The sequence below is a fragment of the Staphylococcus sp. HMSC034C12 genome, from assembly GCF_001835895.1.
In the GTDB taxonomy this organism is placed as follows: domain Bacteria; phylum Bacillota; class Bacilli; order Staphylococcales; family Staphylococcaceae; genus Staphylococcus; species Staphylococcus hominis.
The window spans coordinates 14,025-30,360 of record NZ_KV826359.1; the positions used below are offsets into that span (position 1 = coordinate 14,025).

General features: G+C 34.0%; 13 protein-coding genes, 1 riboswitch and 1 other annotated feature. Of the genes, 1 reads left to right on the forward strand and 12 read right to left on the reverse strand.

Annotated elements, in window-relative coordinates:
- Positions 1-72: 72 nt before the first annotated feature.
- From rplI to serS, 7 genes are all read right to left on the reverse strand, one after another.
- Complete coding sequence (gene rplI / locus HMPREF2629_RS10385) at positions 73-519, reverse strand: 50S ribosomal protein L9 (RefSeq protein WP_002488452.1); 447 nt, start codon at positions 517-519, stop codon at positions 73-75.
- A complete protein-coding gene (locus HMPREF2629_RS10390) occupies positions 516-2,483 on the reverse strand; it encodes a DHH family phosphoesterase (protein WP_017175615.1) in 1,968 nt (655 codons plus the stop codon). The genes rplI and HMPREF2629_RS10390 overlap by 4 nt, the downstream gene beginning before the upstream one ends.
- A 27-nt stretch (positions 2,484-2,510) precedes the next feature.
- Positions 2,511-3,422, reverse strand: a complete 912-nt coding sequence (locus tag HMPREF2629_RS10395) for a YybS family protein (protein WP_017175616.1) — start codon at positions 3,420-3,422, stop codon at positions 2,511-2,513.
- Positions 3,423-3,511: 89 nt separating this feature from the next.
- On the reverse strand, positions 3,512-4,480 hold the full coding sequence (locus tag HMPREF2629_RS10400) for a homoserine O-acetyltransferase MetX (protein WP_017175617.1): 969 nt from the start codon (positions 4,478-4,480) through the stop codon (positions 3,512-3,514).
- Between the two features lie 71 nt (positions 4,481-4,551).
- Positions 4,552-4,652, reverse strand: a riboswitch (SAM riboswitch).
- 85 nt (positions 4,653-4,737) lie between these two features.
- Positions 4,738-5,067: an AzlD domain-containing protein gene (locus tag HMPREF2629_RS10405; RefSeq protein ID WP_048680094.1), complete on the reverse strand. Its 330-nt coding sequence runs from the start codon at positions 5,065-5,067 to the stop codon at positions 4,738-4,740.
- Positions 5,064-5,759, reverse strand: coding sequence for an AzlC family ABC transporter permease (locus HMPREF2629_RS10410; RefSeq protein WP_017175619.1), 696 nt, complete (start codon positions 5,757-5,759; stop codon positions 5,064-5,066). The genes HMPREF2629_RS10405 and HMPREF2629_RS10410 overlap by 4 nt, the downstream gene beginning before the upstream one ends.
- Positions 5,760-6,046: 287 nt before the next feature.
- Positions 6,047-7,330: a serine--tRNA ligase gene (serS, locus tag HMPREF2629_RS10415; protein ID WP_002488451.1), complete on the reverse strand. Its 1,284-nt coding sequence runs from the start codon at positions 7,328-7,330 to the stop codon at positions 6,047-6,049.
- Positions 7,331-7,405: 75 nt separating this feature from the next.
- Positions 7,406-7,609 (reverse strand) — a binding site (T-box leader).
- Positions 7,610-7,879: 270 nt separating this feature from the next.
- Between serS and HMPREF2629_RS10420 the strand changes: the two genes are divergently transcribed.
- Complete coding sequence (locus HMPREF2629_RS10420) at positions 7,880-8,692, forward strand: NAD(P)H-hydrate dehydratase (protein ID WP_002488487.1); 813 nt, start codon at positions 7,880-7,882, stop codon at positions 8,690-8,692.
- Between the two features lie 48 nt (positions 8,693-8,740).
- Here HMPREF2629_RS10420 and gyrA read toward each other — a convergent pair whose 3' ends face one another.
- The 5 genes from gyrA to dnaN form a co-directional block, all read right to left on the reverse strand.
- On the reverse strand, positions 8,741-11,395 hold the full coding sequence (gyrA, locus tag HMPREF2629_RS10425; protein WP_019834693.1) for a DNA gyrase subunit A: 2,655 nt from the start codon (positions 11,393-11,395) through the stop codon (positions 8,741-8,743).
- A 41-nt stretch (positions 11,396-11,436) separates the two neighbouring features.
- Positions 11,437-13,371, reverse strand: coding sequence for a DNA topoisomerase (ATP-hydrolyzing) subunit B (gene gyrB / locus HMPREF2629_RS10430; RefSeq protein WP_019834694.1), 1,935 nt, complete (start codon positions 13,369-13,371; stop codon positions 11,437-11,439).
- Between the two features lie 9 nt (positions 13,372-13,380).
- Positions 13,381-14,496 carry a DNA replication/repair protein RecF gene (gene recF / locus HMPREF2629_RS10435; protein ID WP_017175622.1) on the reverse strand — a complete coding sequence of 372 codons (1,116 nt, stop codon included), beginning with the start codon at positions 14,494-14,496 and terminating at the stop codon, positions 13,381-13,383.
- Positions 14,493-14,735: a S4 domain-containing protein YaaA gene (yaaA, locus tag HMPREF2629_RS10440; protein WP_170999996.1), complete on the reverse strand. Its 243-nt coding sequence runs from the start codon at positions 14,733-14,735 to the stop codon at positions 14,493-14,495. The genes recF and yaaA overlap by 4 nt, the downstream gene beginning before the upstream one ends.
- A gap of 359 nt (positions 14,736-15,094) precedes the next feature.
- Positions 15,095-16,228 (reverse strand): DNA polymerase III subunit beta, encoded by a 1,134-nt coding sequence (gene dnaN, locus HMPREF2629_RS10445; protein WP_025987126.1) that lies wholly within the window; start codon positions 16,226-16,228, stop codon positions 15,095-15,097.
- Between the last annotated feature and the right edge of the window lie 108 nt (positions 16,229-16,336).

Here is a 16,336-nt window from a genome sequence, read left to right on the forward strand (position 1 = left end):
TGCTAGTGCAACATTATATCTTTCTATGAATTGCTTTTAAAAGAATGGACTACCTATTTGTCCTAAATCTTTTTATTTTTCTACAGTGTGTACGCGAATTGTACCTTCAACTTCTTTGTCTAATTTAACAGGTACATTAGTATAACCTAACGCGTGAATACCGTGTGGTAAATCCATTTTACGTTTATCAATTTTAATATCGTGTTGATTTTTTAATGCGTCAGCAATTTGTTTTGTACTAATAGAACCAAACAATTTACCGCCTTCACCAGTTTTAGCACTTACTTCAACTTCGATATCTTCTAATTTTGCTTTTAATGCTTTAGCATCATCGATTTCTTGTTGTCTATCCGCTTCAGCACGTCTATTTTGTTGTTCTAATTGTTTTAAATTACCTGGTGTTGCTTCAACAGCATATTTATTTTTTAATAAAAAGTTATTTGCGTAACCTACTGGCACGTCTTTAACTTCACCTTTTTTACCTTTACCTTTAACATCTTGTGTAAATATTACTTTCATGTATCTTCACTCCTACTCATTTGTTCAGTAATTGCTTGTTGTAATTGCTCGATTGCTTCTTCTATAGTGACACCTTTTATTTGCGTTGCAGCATTTGTTAAGTGACCTCCGCCACCTAAGGCTTCCATTGTTAATTGAACATTAATACCGCCTAATGAACGTGCTGAAATACCAATAAGATTATCTTCACGTTTCGCTACAACGTAAGAAGCTTCAATGCCTTCTAAACTTAACAATTCATCCGCAGCTTGTGCAACTGTTACAGGATGATAGATTTTATCATTAGAACCGTGAGCAATCGCGACACCGTGATCTTGAACTTCAACTGTACGTATCAATTCAGAACGATTAATATACGTATCAACATCATCTTTAAGGAATTGTTGCGTTAAGATTGTATCGGCACCATGCGCACGTAAATAACTTGCCGCATCAAACGTTCTTGAACCTGTTCGTAATGTAAAATTACGTGTATCAACAATAATACCTGCATACATAATTGTAGATTCTAAACGTGATAAACGTTGTTCTGTTGGCTGATATTCTAATAACTCTGTGACAAGTTCTGCAGTTGAACTTGCATAAGGTTCCATATAAACGAGTAATGGATTTGAAATAAAGCTTTCTCCACGTCTATGATGATCAATGACTACTTTACGATTCGCTTTATTTAAAATATTTTCATCTAATACCATTTCAGGTTTATGTGTGTCTACCACAACAACCGTTGTTTTTGACGTCATCATATCCCAAGCCTCATCAGATGTCACAAATCGTTCTTTCAATTCAGGTTTTTTATCAATTTCTTCCATCACACGACTTAATGTTGGATCGATATCTTCTTCATTAAGTACCACATATGCTTCTAAATTATTCATTGACGCAAATCGAGATACTCCAATAGCTGCGCCAACCGCATCTAAGTCGGGACGTTTATGTCCCATAATAATCACTTTGTCGCCTTCAGTTAAGATATCTTTCAATGCGTGAGAGATAACACGTGCTCTAACACGTGTTCGTTTTTCCATCGGGTCAGTCTTACCTCCGTAAAAGCGGACATTACCATTCATGTTTTTAATTGCAACTTGGTCTCCTCCACGACCTAAGGCTAAATCAAGTCCTGATTGAGATAATTCACCAAGTTCAATTAAATCTTCGGTACCTTCACCAACACCAATACTTAATGTCAATTGTGCACGATAGCCTACACTTTTTTCACGTAACTGACTTAGAATATCAAAATTAGAATCTTCTATTTCTGCTAAGATTTTTTGGTTTAAATACGCTACGAATTGATCTGAACTATAACGTTTAAAATAAATGTTATATTCAGTTGCCCATCGACTAATAATACGTGTCACCATTGAGTTGATTTCAGAACGTTGTGTGTCATTCATATTTTGTGTAATTTCATCGTAGTTATCTAAAAACAACGTTGCAATGATAGGCTTTGATTCTTCATATAATTCATTTGTATGTACTTCTTCTGTAATATCGAAGAAATATAAACAACGTTCTTCTTCAGAATAACGCACATGATAATGGTACTGACCATGTTCGATTTCTATTTCTTGTATTCTTTCAAGTTGCTTAAGAATATTCGGAAAAACTTCATTGACTGGTTCTGAGATGACATTCGTTTCTAGATGTTCAGACATATATTGGTTGATCCATTCGATGTGATCGTCAGCATCAATCACAACTAAACCAATTGGCATGCGTTTAATTGCTTTATTACTTCCTGCTGAAATATGACCACTCAGATTATCCACATAATGATCCATTTTTGATAATGCTTGTTTAATCAATACCGCACTAATGACGATCATAATGATTAAAGCAATCGCCGTAAACGTTGCAATTAAAGGTTTAAATATAAACCCTACAATAACAATTGCAATTGCCGTAAGCACCATCAAAATGTAAGGAATAAGCAATGCTTTTTTAGTGGATTGACGGTTCATTCTTCCACCTCTATTCACTTTTTAAAGTCATTTTTTAATCATTCGTTTTAAGTTAATTCCTAAATCAAGTACGCCAAGTAATGATACGATATGCGTAAAGGGTGAAATCACTGTCCCCACGACCATTAATAATATAGATACCGCATCAGGTAATCGTTTGGCCTTTCCAAAGAAATGAATCAAACTCAATCCTTGGATATACATTAATAATGATAACACAACTTCGAAATTCAATACGATACTTTGGAATATACTTGGTTTCATCGCAAACATCACACATACTAGCACAATCATGTAAATCCATAATAATGTGCGATTCATCTGCCAAGCAAATAAAGGTCTAAAAATAGGTGTTGCTACTTTGAATTTGCGTAAAATTGGAAATGTAATGATGATATTAATTAAAACTAAAAGAAAGACCATAATAATGATGTAACTTGGAAGTTGAACAGCCATTTGACGAAATCCTTCTTCTAAGATGATCTTATAATCTGATTCAACGCCTGAATTTACAATCGCATTGTTCATTGCGTCTTTTGCTGGTTTAATCAATACTTCGGTATTTGGAATCTTTTTGAACGCTTGTAATAACATAAATGCAATTAACGTCACAATACTTATATACATTGTTGTAATATATAAGATGCGTTCTTTAGATGTACGTTCTTTTAATAATTGGCCAATTACAAAACTTAGTAATAAAACTAGAATCATGGCACTTAATACAAAGGTATTCCCTAATAAGGTCGTGATGACTACAGTGAGTAAAGCTCCAATTCCAAATGTAGCAATTGATTTATGCCACATGATAATCCCTGGAATGGTAGCGAATAAACATAGAATCAGACCAATTATTGGCAATACATACGTAACTAAAGCAACTGCTACAAGCACGATAGTTCCTATAATTATTGCTTTAGGATGTACTTTTGAAAACACATTCGCCACTCCTATACTTTTTTGACTATAACGTCTATTTTAACCTCTATATTCAAATTAAACAAATGTGTTAACTGTTCTCTTATCTATTATTTTCGTTTGAATTTCGAAACTTTTAAAAAGTGATACAAGTTAGGTGCCCAGTCATTAAAATTAAGTAAAAAACCATCATGGCCTACGTTGTCTGGAACAAAAAAGTGACGATGATATTTAAAACGTTCTCCTACTGCTCTAACTTGATCATCTGGATATAACAAGTCATCTGTAAAGCCCATAGTTAGTACTTTTGTATTTAAAGATTGGAAGACCTCATCCACATCATCGCGCTGACGATCAAGATGATGACTATCTAAGACATTCAACATCGTTAAGTAACACGATAAATCGTAGGATTCTTTAAACTTATTGCCTTGATAACGTTGATAATTGACTACTTCATCTGGTGTGAAACGCGCGTCATAACTTTTTGAAGAACGATATGTTAAGAATCCAAGTTGTCTTGCAATACTAAGTCCCTCTTTACCTCCAATATGAATCGCTTCACGTGCAATTTCATTGAAAGCACGACTGTATGAAGAGGTTTTATCTGTAGCTGCTAAGATGACTGCCTTATCTACTTCGAATTGATGATTATATAATAATTCCATCACTTGCATGCCACCTAAACTGCCACCAATTAAAATATCGATTTTAGTAAATCCAAGGGCCTTTATTCCCAATTCAATTGCCTTAACTATATCTCTTAATGTTATTGTTTTAGGAAAATGAGCATCGTTTAATGGGGAGCTTGAACCAAAAGGACTTCCAATAACATTAAAAGTAAGAAACTGATAATCATAGATTGGCATATAACCACCATCAATGATTTCACGCCACCATCCAGGATGTTCATCTGTACCATAAGTTAAATGATTACCAGTCAGAGCATGACAAACCACAACAAGCGGTTGTCCCGAATAACCTACGTGCTCATAACGCAATTTTAGATTCTCAATTGTTTCACCTGATTCTGTTGTAAAAGCACCTAAATGTAATGTATCTACTGTATAATTTGTCATGCTATGCCTCCTTAGAATAAAAAAATCGCTTCTACTCTTAATTTTAAAAGTGTGAAGCGATAATACTTTAGTACTTATCATTCGAGTATCTCGTTGGTTGTAGCACCGTACAATGATTTGTCGGTTGCTGAAGCTTCATAGGGCCAATTCCCTCTACTTCTCAAAATAAGAGTATCTATATATTGATTGCATTGTTTAATTTAAATTTATTTTAATACAATTGTCTAGTTAACTTCAATGCGCAGTAAATAAATGGGTTAAAAGAACCATCGTATACCTGCAATGAATATAATACCTACAATAATAGTGATGGTTAGACTACGCGTCACAATTGCGATAATGACTGTAGGAATGGTTGCTACAATGAATGGAATATTTAATTCAAAGCCCTGCATGCCTTTATGTTGAACGATAAAACTATCAATAACTAACGCAGTGAATAATGAAATTGGAATAAACGACAGCCATTTGATGACTGTTTCTGACAGTTGAATACGTGAAATCATTAAAAAAGGTACGACACGTACAATTAATGTCACTAATCCACATAAAACGATGAGTAAAAGCATATGTCCAGTTATCGTCATCGATCCATCACCACCCCAAGTGTTGCAGCACAAATTGATGTAACAAGAATGGCCACATAAGAGGGCATCAACCAACTTAAAATGAACATCATTACAATAACGAACGCAATTAATACGATATATATACTTATTTTGGAACGTGTAATCGTTTCAAATTGAGCCATAGCCAAGAAAATAAACATAGCTGTAATCGCAAAGTCTAATCCTAACATTTCAGGATGAGAGATGTATTTCCCAAAGACTGCTCCTAACACACAAGCGATTGCCCAAAATGAATAAGCAGTAATATTTAATCCATGTAACCATCGGTCATTAATTGTTTCCCCTTTTAAGTGTGGCGTTATAGCAACCCCAAAGGTCTCGTCAGTAAGAAGAGAAGACAAAGCTAAACGATTCCATATACCATAATCTTTATAATTAGGTGATAATGTCATAGACAATAAAAAGAAGCGGGAATTCACAATTAACGTTGTTAACACGATTGCTGATATAGGTGTACCAGTAATAACTAAAGCACAAATAATAAATTGTGCTGCGCCTGCATAAACCAATAAACATAACAGAAGAATTTCTAGAACACTAAAATCCTGAGAAGCTGCCACAATGCCAAATGATAGTCCTATACCGATGTATCCTAGTAGTGTTGGAATACATTCTTTGACTCCTTGTTGAAATGTTACATGTGACGTCATGTTAGCTCCCTCTTTATATATGTATTTTCAAATTGACTATATATTTTAATTAAATTCAGTCTAATATAATCTAATAGACGCTTCAATATCTTTAGACGTCCGTTTGAGTGAGGTTAGAGAGAAGGGCGTTTAGAAATATTGATAATTCAATGTTTTAAAAATATCAGAAATTTTCGATATTTTTAAAAGCTACCTTTATCAAAGCAGTCTTATTTAATATAAAAATAAATAAAGCGATAGAGGACTATGTCACTCTATCACTTTATGAGTTGAATTCTATTGAATGATTAGTTGACTGGACGAATTTCTGTTTTGCCGCCCATAAATGGTACAAGTGCTTCTGGAATTGTAATTGAACCATCTTCGTTTTGGTAGTTTTCTACGATAGCTGCAAATGTACGACCTACTGCAAGTCCACTACCATTTAATGTGTGTACTAATTCTGGTTTAGAAGAAGCATCACGTTTGAAACGAATGTTAGCACGACGAGCTTGGAAATCAGTACAGTTTGAGCAAGAACTAATTTCTTTGTAGTCATTGTAACTTGGTAACCATACTTCTAAGTCATATGTTTTACTTGCGCTGAAACCAATATCTCCAGTACATAAGATCACGCGACGATATGGTAATTTTAATTCTTCTAAAATTGCTTCGGCATTTTGAGTCATATCTTCTAATGCATCCCAAGAATCTTCAGGTTTTTCAAAACGCACCATTTCAACTTTATCGAATTGATGTAAACGAATTAAACCTCTTGTATCTCTACCAGCTGATCCCGCTTCACTACGGAAACATGCAGTTTGACCAGTGAATTTTTCTGGTAACACGCCAGGTTGGATAATTTCATTTCTATAGAAGTTTGTTAATGGCACTTCTGCAGTTGGAATTGTATATAAGCCTTCTTTTTCAACTTTGAATAAATCTTCTTCAAATTTAGGTAATTGGCCTGTACCAAACATTGTATCTGCATTTACCAATTGAGGTGTCATCATTTCTGTATAACCATGTTGTGTTGTATGTTTTGTTAACATATAGTTCATTAATGCACGTTCTAATAAAGCACCATCTTTAGTTAAATAAACGAAGCGCGCACCTGATACTTTTGCAGCACGTTCGAAATCAGCCATTTTTAATTCTTCTACTAAATCCCAGTGCGCTTTTGGTTCAAAATCAAATTCACGAGGCGTACCCCATTTTTTTAATTCAACATTTTCAGTGTCGTCAGCACCTTGTGGTACGTCATCTGCAATTAAGTTTGGAATACGAATTAAGATATCACGAATTTTGTTATCTACTTCATTTAATTTTGCATCATTTTCTTTAATTTCATCGCCTAATTCACGCATTTCTTTAATGACGTCATCTGCATCTTCTTTATTACGTTTTTTTTCAGCGATTTGATCACTTACTTTGTTACGACGTGCTTTCATTTCTTCTGTTTTACCAATTAAATCACGACGTTGATTATCTAATTCTAATACTTCATCAACAACCTTTGAATCATCTCCTCGTAATTCAATTTTGCTCTTAACTTTGTCCGTTTCGTCTCTGAATTGCTTGATGTCTAACATATAATATTCATCCTTCCAAAAAATTTATATTGAGTGACCATAGCGATTTAAAATAAAAAAAGACCACGTCCCCATACAAGGGACGTGGTCTACGCGTTGCCACCCTATTTAACAATTTAATTAAATAAACTAAATTGCACTCCACTATCGATAACGGTTAAAACCGATTGTTCAATATAAGTAGGTAGATTCGCATAAAAATTAATTACTTGTTTACACTAACCACAAGCTCTCTGAAATTAATACCCTTATGTTACTTAGCCTACGAACAATACTTTATTAAGTTAATTTTAATATAGCAAAGTCATATATAATTTTCAAGCAGTTACCTCAACCAAATATAACAAACTACATACGTTAAAATTCTGTCAATTTTAGCATTTATAAATTTATTTAAAATAGTGTTGACGAAACGCTTAAGCAGGTATAATATTTTCTATTGTATTTAAAATGCACATGATATTTTCGCTTGTCTTAATAACTCATCATTTCATTAATTTAATATATAGAAGTTATGACTTTCGAATCTAAATAGGGAGGATTCATCATATGGAAACATTAACTAATGTGACAATTCCTAAACGTAATGACGAAACGCATAAAGGTGATTATGGAAAAATTCTTTTAATTGGTGGTAGTGCAAATTTAGGCGGAGCAATCATGTTAGCTGCCCGTGCATGTCTTTTTAGTGGAAGTGGTTTAATTACTGTAGCCACACATCCTACTAATCATGCAGCCATTCATTCACGTTGTCCTGAAGCAATGGTAATAGATATTAATGATACTAAAATGTTAACAAAAATGATTGAGAATACAGATAGTATTTTAATTGGACCAGGTCTTGGCGTTGATTTTAAAGGAAATAATGCGATTACTTTCTTACTACAAAATATTCAACCCCACCAAAACTTAATTGTAGATGGTGATGCAATTACAATATTTTGTAAACTTAAACCTGATATTCCTACATGTCGTGTTATCTTTACACCACATCAAAAAGAATGGGAACGTCTAAGTGGTATTCCTATTGAAGAACAAACGTATGAAAGAAATAGAGAAGCTGTGGATAAATTAGGTGCTACTGTAGTACTAAAAAAACACGGTACAGAAATCTTCTTTAAAGATAAAGAATACAAATTACCAATTGGCACACCTGCAATGGCTACAGGTGGTATGGGTGATACATTAGCTGGTATGATTACAAGTTTTGTAGGTCAATTTGATAGCTTACAAGATGCCGTTACGAGCGCAACTTATATTCACAGTTATATTGGTGAAAAACTTTCTGAAAAAATGTACGTTGTGCCCCCTTCAAAATTAATTAATCAAATTCCTTATGTAATGAAAGAATTAGAACGATAAATAATAAAAATAAGACTTCCCTATATGTGGGAAGTCTTATTTTTATATTTAATTCTGATCTGAATCATTCTCAATATCTTCATTTACACGATCCATGAAATCTTGTCTTACTTCGATGCGTTCATCATCTTCATCAGATTCAGTATGCAAAGCGTTACCAGGTGTCGTATCATCTATCACTTGTTCATTTGCGCTTTCTGTAGTTTGAGCACTCGCATTTTCTGTTTGTTGTGCCGCTTCAGTCGCAGCTTCATCTTCAGTTTTATCAATGACTTTCGCAACGGTTGATACGGCTTGATTATCGCCTAATTTCATTAATCGCACACCTTGTGTGGCACGGCCATTTTGAGAAATATCTTCAACTTGTAGACGAATAATAATGCCACCATCCGTTACAATCATTAAATCTTCTTGACCACTTACCGTTGTAATACATACCACATTACCATTACGTTCTGTAATTTTAGCCGTTTTTATACCTTTACCACCACGATTAGATAAACGATATTCACTTACAGGTGTTCGTTTACCATAACCTTTTTCAGTAACGACTAGAACTTCATCTTCACTTTCAGCATAGGCTACGTCTAAACCTACGACTACGTCATTTTCTCTTAGAGAAATACCTCTCACACCTGAAGCTGTACGACCTAGTGGGCGTAAACTATTTTCAGGGAATCGAATTAATGAGGCATGTGCTGTACCAAGTAAAATATCTTGTTTACCATCAGTAAGACGAACTGCGATTAATTCATCATCTTCTTTAAAGCCAATCGCAATTTTACCATTCTTATTAATATGAGAGAAGTTACTTAATGCAGAACGTTTAACAATACCTTTTTTAGTAGCAAAGACTAAGAAACTGTTCTCATCTTCTAAATCTCTTACGGCAATCATCGTACTAATCACTTCATCATTTTCAAGCTCAATCGCATTAATGACTGGAATACCTTTAGATTGACGAGATAATTCAGGTACTTCGTATCCTTTCAACTTATAAACACGGCCTTTATTCGTAAAGAATAAAACATTATCATGTGTACTTAATGTTACAAGTTGACTGACAAAGTCTTCTTCTAAGGTATTCATACCTTGTACACCTCGTCCACCTCTGTTTTGTGAACGATATGTAGATACAGGTAAACGTTTAATATAGTTGTTATGACTTAAAGTGATGACAATTTGTTCTTCAGGGATTAAGTCTTCATCTTCTAAGTGATCTAAACCACCCAATTGAATTTCAGTACGACGTTCGTCACCGAAACGTTCTTTAATTTCTGTAAGCTCATCACGAACAAGTTGAAGTAATACATCTTCATTTGCTAAAATCTCTTCTAATTCTGCAATATAACTTAATAATTCATTATACTCATTTTCAATTTTATCGCGCTCTAACCCAGTTAAACGACGTAAACGCATATCTAAAATGGCTTGAGCTTGACGTTCAGACAATTTAAAACGTTCTTGCAATGTTTCCATCGCCACTTTATCTGTGTCAGACTCACGAATAATAGAAATAATTTCATCAATATGATCCAGCGCAATTCTTAAACCTTCTAAGATATGTGCACGATCTTTCGCTTTTTTCAAATTGTATTCTGTACGACGACGTACAACTGTTTTTTGATGTTCTAAATATTCAACAAGCGCTTCTTTTAAGTTAATTAATTTAGGTCGACCATTCACAAGGGCAATCATATTTACACCAAATGATGTTTGTAATGGTGTATGTTTATATAAATTATTTAAAATAACATTTGCATTGGCATCTTTACGTACATCAATAACAACTCTTACCCCTGTACGTAAACTTGTTTCGTCACGAAGATCTGTGATACCTTCAATTCTTTTCTCACGCGCTAATTCTGCAATTTTCTCAATCATTCTTGCTTTATTCACTTGATATGGAATTTCAGTCACAACAATACGCTGACGACCACCGCCACGTTCTTCTATTGATGCACGTGCACGCATTTGAATTGATCCACGACCAGTTTCATAGGCACGTCTAATGCCACTTTTACCTAAAATTAAGCCAGAAGTTGGAAAATCAGGACCTTGAATATCTTCCATCAATTCTGAGATTGTGATATCAGGATTTTGACTTAAACGTAAGACTCCGTCAATGACTTCTGTTAAATTGTGTGGTGGAATATTTGTAGCCATACCAACCGCAATACCTGAAGCACCATTCACTAAAAGGTTAGGGAAACGAGAAGGTAAGACTTCGGGCTCTCTTTCTGTACCATCATAGTTATCTAAGAAATCAATAGTATCTTTATTGATATCACGTAACAGTTCTAATGTGATTTTGGTCATTTTTGCTTCGGTATAACGCATTGCCGCAGCACCGTCACCATCCATTGAACCAAAGTTACCTTGACCATCAACAAGAGGATAACGATAGCTAAAGGTTTGTGCCATTCTTACCATAGCATCATAAATTGAAGAGTCGCCGTGTGGATGATATTTCCCCATAACGTCCCCAACAATACGTGCTGATTTTTTATAAGGTTTGTCTGGAGTCATTCCTTGTTCATTTAGACCATATAAAATACGACGATGTACAGGTTTTAAACCATCACGTACATCTGGTAATGCACGTGAAACGATAACGCTCATCGCATAGTCTAAAAATGATTCGCGCATTTCGTTGGTTATATTTCTTTCATTAATTCTTGATTGTGGTAGAGAATCAGCCATCAAGATATCCTCCTTTTATAGTCAGTTCACATTAAGTTAAATTAGAAATCTAAATTAGCATAAACTGCATTATCTTCGATAAATTGTCTACGATTTTCAACAACGTCACCCATTAACATTTCAAATGTTTGATCCGCTTCTACTGCATCTTCAAGTTTTACTTGTAACATCATACGATTTTCAGGATTCATTGTTGTTTCCCATAATTGATCGGCATTCATTTCACCTAAACCTTTGTAACGAGAAATTTGCCATTTTGGAGTAGGATTTAGTTCAGCTTTTAATTTATCCAATTCACGATCGTTAAAGACGTAATATTTTTGTTTACCTTGTGTTAGCTTATACAATGGTGGTTGAGCGATGTATACATACCCAGCCTCAATTAATGGACGCATAAATCTGTAGAAGAATGTAAGTAATAATGTACGAATATGCGCACCATCTACATCAGCATCTGTCATGATAACAATCTTATGATAACGGGCTTTAGAAATATCAAATTCGCCACCTATGCCTGTACCAAATGCTGTAATCATTTGACGGATTTCATTGTTATTTAAAATACGATCTAAACGTGCTTTTTCCACATTTAATATTTTACCTCTCAACGGTAAAATCGCTTGTGTTTTTGAGTCACGACCTTCTTTTGTAGACCCCCCGGCAGAGTCACCCTCAACTAAGAAAATTTCACTTTCATCAGGATTTTTACTTGAACAGTCTGCCAGTTTACCAGGTAAACTTGAAATTTCTAATGCTGATTTACGACGTGTCACTTCACGCGCTTTTTTAGCTGCTACACGTGCTCTTGACGCCATGATTCCTTTTTCAACAATGATTCTTGCAACATTTGGATTCTCATATAAAAAGCGTTCAAAGTGTTCTGAAAATAATCGATCAACGATTTGACGTACTTCAGAGTTACCTAATTTCGTCTTCGTTTGACCTTCGAATTGTGGATTACCATGTTTTATAGAGACAACTGCTGTTAAACCTTCACGTGTATCTTCACCTGAAAGACGTTCTTTATCATCTTTAATAATCTTACTTTGAGTCCCATAACTGTTTAAGACACGTGTAAGTGCACGTTTAAAGCCATCTTCATGTGTACCACCTTCATATGTGTGGATATTATTCGCATAGGATAATAAGTTTGTAGCATAACCGCTATTGTATTGTATTGCAATTTCTACTTCGATATCATCTTTTGACTGATGAATATAAATAGGTTCGTCATGAATAGGTTCTTTATTTTCGTTCAGTAATTCAACGTAAGATTTAATACCACCTTCATAATGATACGTGTCTTCACGTTGTTCTTCATCTTCACGTTCGTCTCTTAGTGTAATTGAAATACCTTTATTTAAGAATGCTAATTCTCTAATACGTTTTTGAAGTGTTTCATAATTATAAACTGTTGTTTCTGAAAAGATTTCACTATCTGCTTTAAAGCGAATCACTGTACCTGTTTTATCCGTACTACCTATTTCTTTAAGATCAAATTGAGGCACGCCTTTTTTGTATGCTTGATGATAAATTGTTTCATTACGGTGTACATACACTTCTAAATCTTGTGATAACGCATTTACTACAGATGAACCTACACCATGTAGTCCACCAGATACTTTGTATCCGCCACCACCGAATTTACCTCCGGCATGAAGTACAGTAAGAATAACTTCTACTGCGGGACGTCCCATTTTTTCTTGAATATCGACAGGAATACCACGACCATTGTCAGTCACTTTAATCCAGTTGTCATTCTCAATCACTACTTCAATTTGATTAGCATATCCAGCTAGCGCTTCGTCAATACTGTTATCAACGATTTCCCATACCAAATGATGCAAACCTCTTTCTGAAGTTGAGCCAATATACATACCAGGGCGTTTACGTACCGCTTCAAGTCCTTCTAATACCTGTATTTGTCCAGCACCATAATTATCTGTGTTGTTTACATCTGACAATGTATTCACCATCACTTTCTATTACTTAATAATTTCACCTTGATTAATTCGGTAAAGTTTCGCATTATTCATGATTTCATGATCAATACCGTCTACCGATGTAGTTGTTACGAAGGTTTGTACTTTATGTTGAATTGTACTGAGTAAATGCGTCTGACGAGAATCATCAAGTTCACTTAAGACATCGTCTAATAATAAAATCGGATATTCTCCGACTTCAATGTTCATTAATTCTATTTCTGCTAGTTTAATTGATAAAGCGGTTGTTCTTTGTTGACCTTGAGATCCATAGGTTTGAGCATCCATGTCATTCACATTAAATCCTAAGTCATCTCTATGTGGACCGTATAAACATACTGCTCTATCCATTTCACGTTGTTGATATTCATTCAATAACGTGATGACTTCATCTAATAATTCACTCTTATTTTTACTTGTATCGCTAAGTTTAATACTTGGTAAATATTTTAGAGATAATGTTTCACGTTGGTTCGTAATACCAGCGTGGATAGGCTGTGCTAAAGCCTCTAATTCTTCAATAAATTGCTCACGTCTTAAAGTGACATTAAGCGCATATTGTGCAAATTGTTGATTTAAAACCTCTAGCATCGTTTTATCTGTTTTTTGACCAAGTTGTAACTGCTTAAGATAATTATTTTTTTGTTTGAGAATACGTTGATATTGAGCTAAATCGTTGAGATATACTGCAGAAATTTGCCCTAATTCCATATCTATAAATCGTCTTCTAATTTGAGGAGAACCTTTAACAATATTTAAGTCTTCAGGTGCAAAAAGAACCACATTTAGATGTCCAACATACTGTGTTAGTCGACTTTGTTCCAAGTGGTTCACTTTAACTTGTTTACCTTTTTTAGTTATATACATCGTTAATGGCATGGTTCCGTGTCTATAACTTAGCTCACCCTCTATTTTAGCATACTCAGAGTTAAACCGTATAAGTTCCTTGTCATTGGAGGTTCGGTGACTTTTAGCTAAAGCAAGGACGTAAATTGATTCAAGTAAATTTGTCTTTCCCTGTGCATTTTCTCCAATAAGAATATTCACTTCAGGATGACAATTTAACGTAACCGCTTCATAGTTACGATAGTTTTCTAATTGGAGTGTTTTAAGCTTCATTGCTCACCTTGATGAATAATAATAAATGAATCGATATCTGGAATATCAGGGAAGTCGATACGATCTTGGTCAGCTAGCTTTTTTCCACGACGTGTTTCACGTTCGCCATTTAATAAAACATCGTAATCTTGTAAGAACCATTTTGCTTGTCCACCTGATTCGATGATACCTTCTGTTTTAAGAAATTGACCTAACGTAATCTCGCCTTCAACTATTACTTCTTGAACCAAAATAATCACTCCATTTCTTTATATATCATTACTATATTATACCTTTTTTAGGAATAAATTTCATTTAAAATGAAGTGTGAAACCGTTTACTTTTAAATAAGTTTTTGTTATTTTAAATTGTTATGTAAAAAATAGATGATTTTTTGAAATTATGACAAAAATAATCAGAGACAATATCTCAATTTTTAATTTTAAGGCCTATTTCAGCGAATATAATGAGTTGTAGATAAAAACCACGTTTTACTAAATTTAGCTTCACTATGAACCTCTGAGATAGTTTAAAATTACTGTTTTAATCAATAAAAAAGTAGAACAGTAATTCAATAAGAACTCTGTTCTACTTTAACTTTTTAATTAATCTTTAATGACTAGTATGTTCTGATTGGTAAAATGAGTTGAGTGACTGAATCATCTGCTTTTGGTTTTAAGATAAATGGTTTCATCGTACCAAAGAATTCTACTTCAACTTCATCATTATCAATTGCTTTTAATGCGTCCATCATATATTTTGAGTTGAATGAAATTTTCAAATTGCCACCTTCAACATCAGTTGCTGTAACTTCTTCTTTTACTGTACCGATTTCTGGTGATGTAGATGATAATTCTACAACCTCATTTCCAGTACTTAATTTAATTACGTTATTTCCGCCTTCACGTGCAAGTAATGACGCACGATCTATCGCATGATAGAATTCTCCGTTATCTAATCCTAATTTGATTTCATAGTTTTCAGGGAAAAGACGTGTTGTATCAGGATAATGACCTTCTAATAAACGTGAAATAAAGTTTACGTTACCGACCTTGAACAATACTTGATTAGATGCAAAGAAGATATCGATGTCTTCATCATTATCACTCATAATTTTATTTAATTCAGATAATGCTTTACCTGGAATAATAACATTTTTATTTTCCGATTCATCTTCAAGCTTTAATTTTCTTACAGCCAAGCGGTGTGAATCCGTAGCAGTGCATATTAATTCATTATCTTGTATAAGCCAGTTCACACCAGTTAAAACTGGCCGTGTTTCTGAGGTGGACACTGCAAAGTTTGTTTGCGCAATAATGTTTTTAAGTACTTTTACAGATAATTGAATTGCATCATCACGTGATACTTGCGGTAATAATGGATATTGTTCAGGATCTAAACCACTTAAATTAAATTCTGAATGTCCTGATGTGATAAGGGTTTGAAACTGTTCATTTGTTGATAATTTAACATCTTTGCCTGGTAATTTTTTAATGATGTCAACAAAGAAACGACCAGGAAGAACCACTGATCCAGTTTCAGTAATATCAACAATATCTTCTCCATCTACTTGTTTAGGAATCGTGATTTCAATTGAAATTTCTGAATCAGAACCAGTTAAAATAACATTATTATCTTTAGCATCAATTTTGATACCTGTTAAAATTGGTAAAGTTGTTCTTGGTGAGATTGCCTTTAATGTATCATTCAATTGTGTGATAAAGTAATCTCTTTTTATTGTAAATTCCATTATTAATTTAAACTCCTTCCAGTCGTTTATACTTAAATTATATAGGTTTTAAAATCATAGTAATAGTAGTAGGGCTTGTGGATTAGTGGATATCTTATGAAACGCCTTTTA

Coding starts and splice junctions, on each gene's coding strand:
- serS (WP_002488451.1), bottom strand. CDS start 7,330: ATGTTAGACATCAAGCAATTCAGAGACGAAACGGACAAAGTTAAGAGC.
- gyrB (WP_019834694.1), bottom strand. CDS start 13,371: ATGGTGAATACATTGTCAGATGTAAACAACACAGATAATTATGGTGCT.
- HMPREF2629_RS10400 (WP_017175617.1), bottom strand. CDS start 4,480: ATGACAAATTATACAGTAGATACATTACATTTAGGTGCTTTTACAACA.
- HMPREF2629_RS10410 (WP_017175619.1), bottom strand. CDS start 5,759: ATGACGTCACATGTAACATTTCAACAAGGAGTCAAAGAATGTATTCCA.
- HMPREF2629_RS10405 (WP_048680094.1), bottom strand. CDS start 5,067: ATGACGATAACTGGACATATGCTTTTACTCATCGTTTTATGTGGATTA.
- HMPREF2629_RS10390 (WP_017175615.1), bottom strand. CDS start 2,483: ATGAACCGTCAATCCACTAAAAAAGCATTGCTTATTCCTTACATTTTG.
- recF (WP_017175622.1), bottom strand. CDS start 14,496: ATGAAGCTTAAAACACTCCAATTAGAAAACTATCGTAACTATGAAGCG.
- gyrA (WP_019834693.1), bottom strand. CDS start 11,395: ATGGCTGATTCTCTACCACAATCAAGAATTAATGAAAGAAATATAACC.
- HMPREF2629_RS10420 (WP_002488487.1), top strand. CDS start 7,880: ATGGAAACATTAACTAATGTGACAATTCCTAAACGTAATGACGAAACG.
- rplI (WP_002488452.1), bottom strand. CDS start 519: ATGAAAGTAATATTTACACAAGATGTTAAAGGTAAAGGTAAAAAAGGT.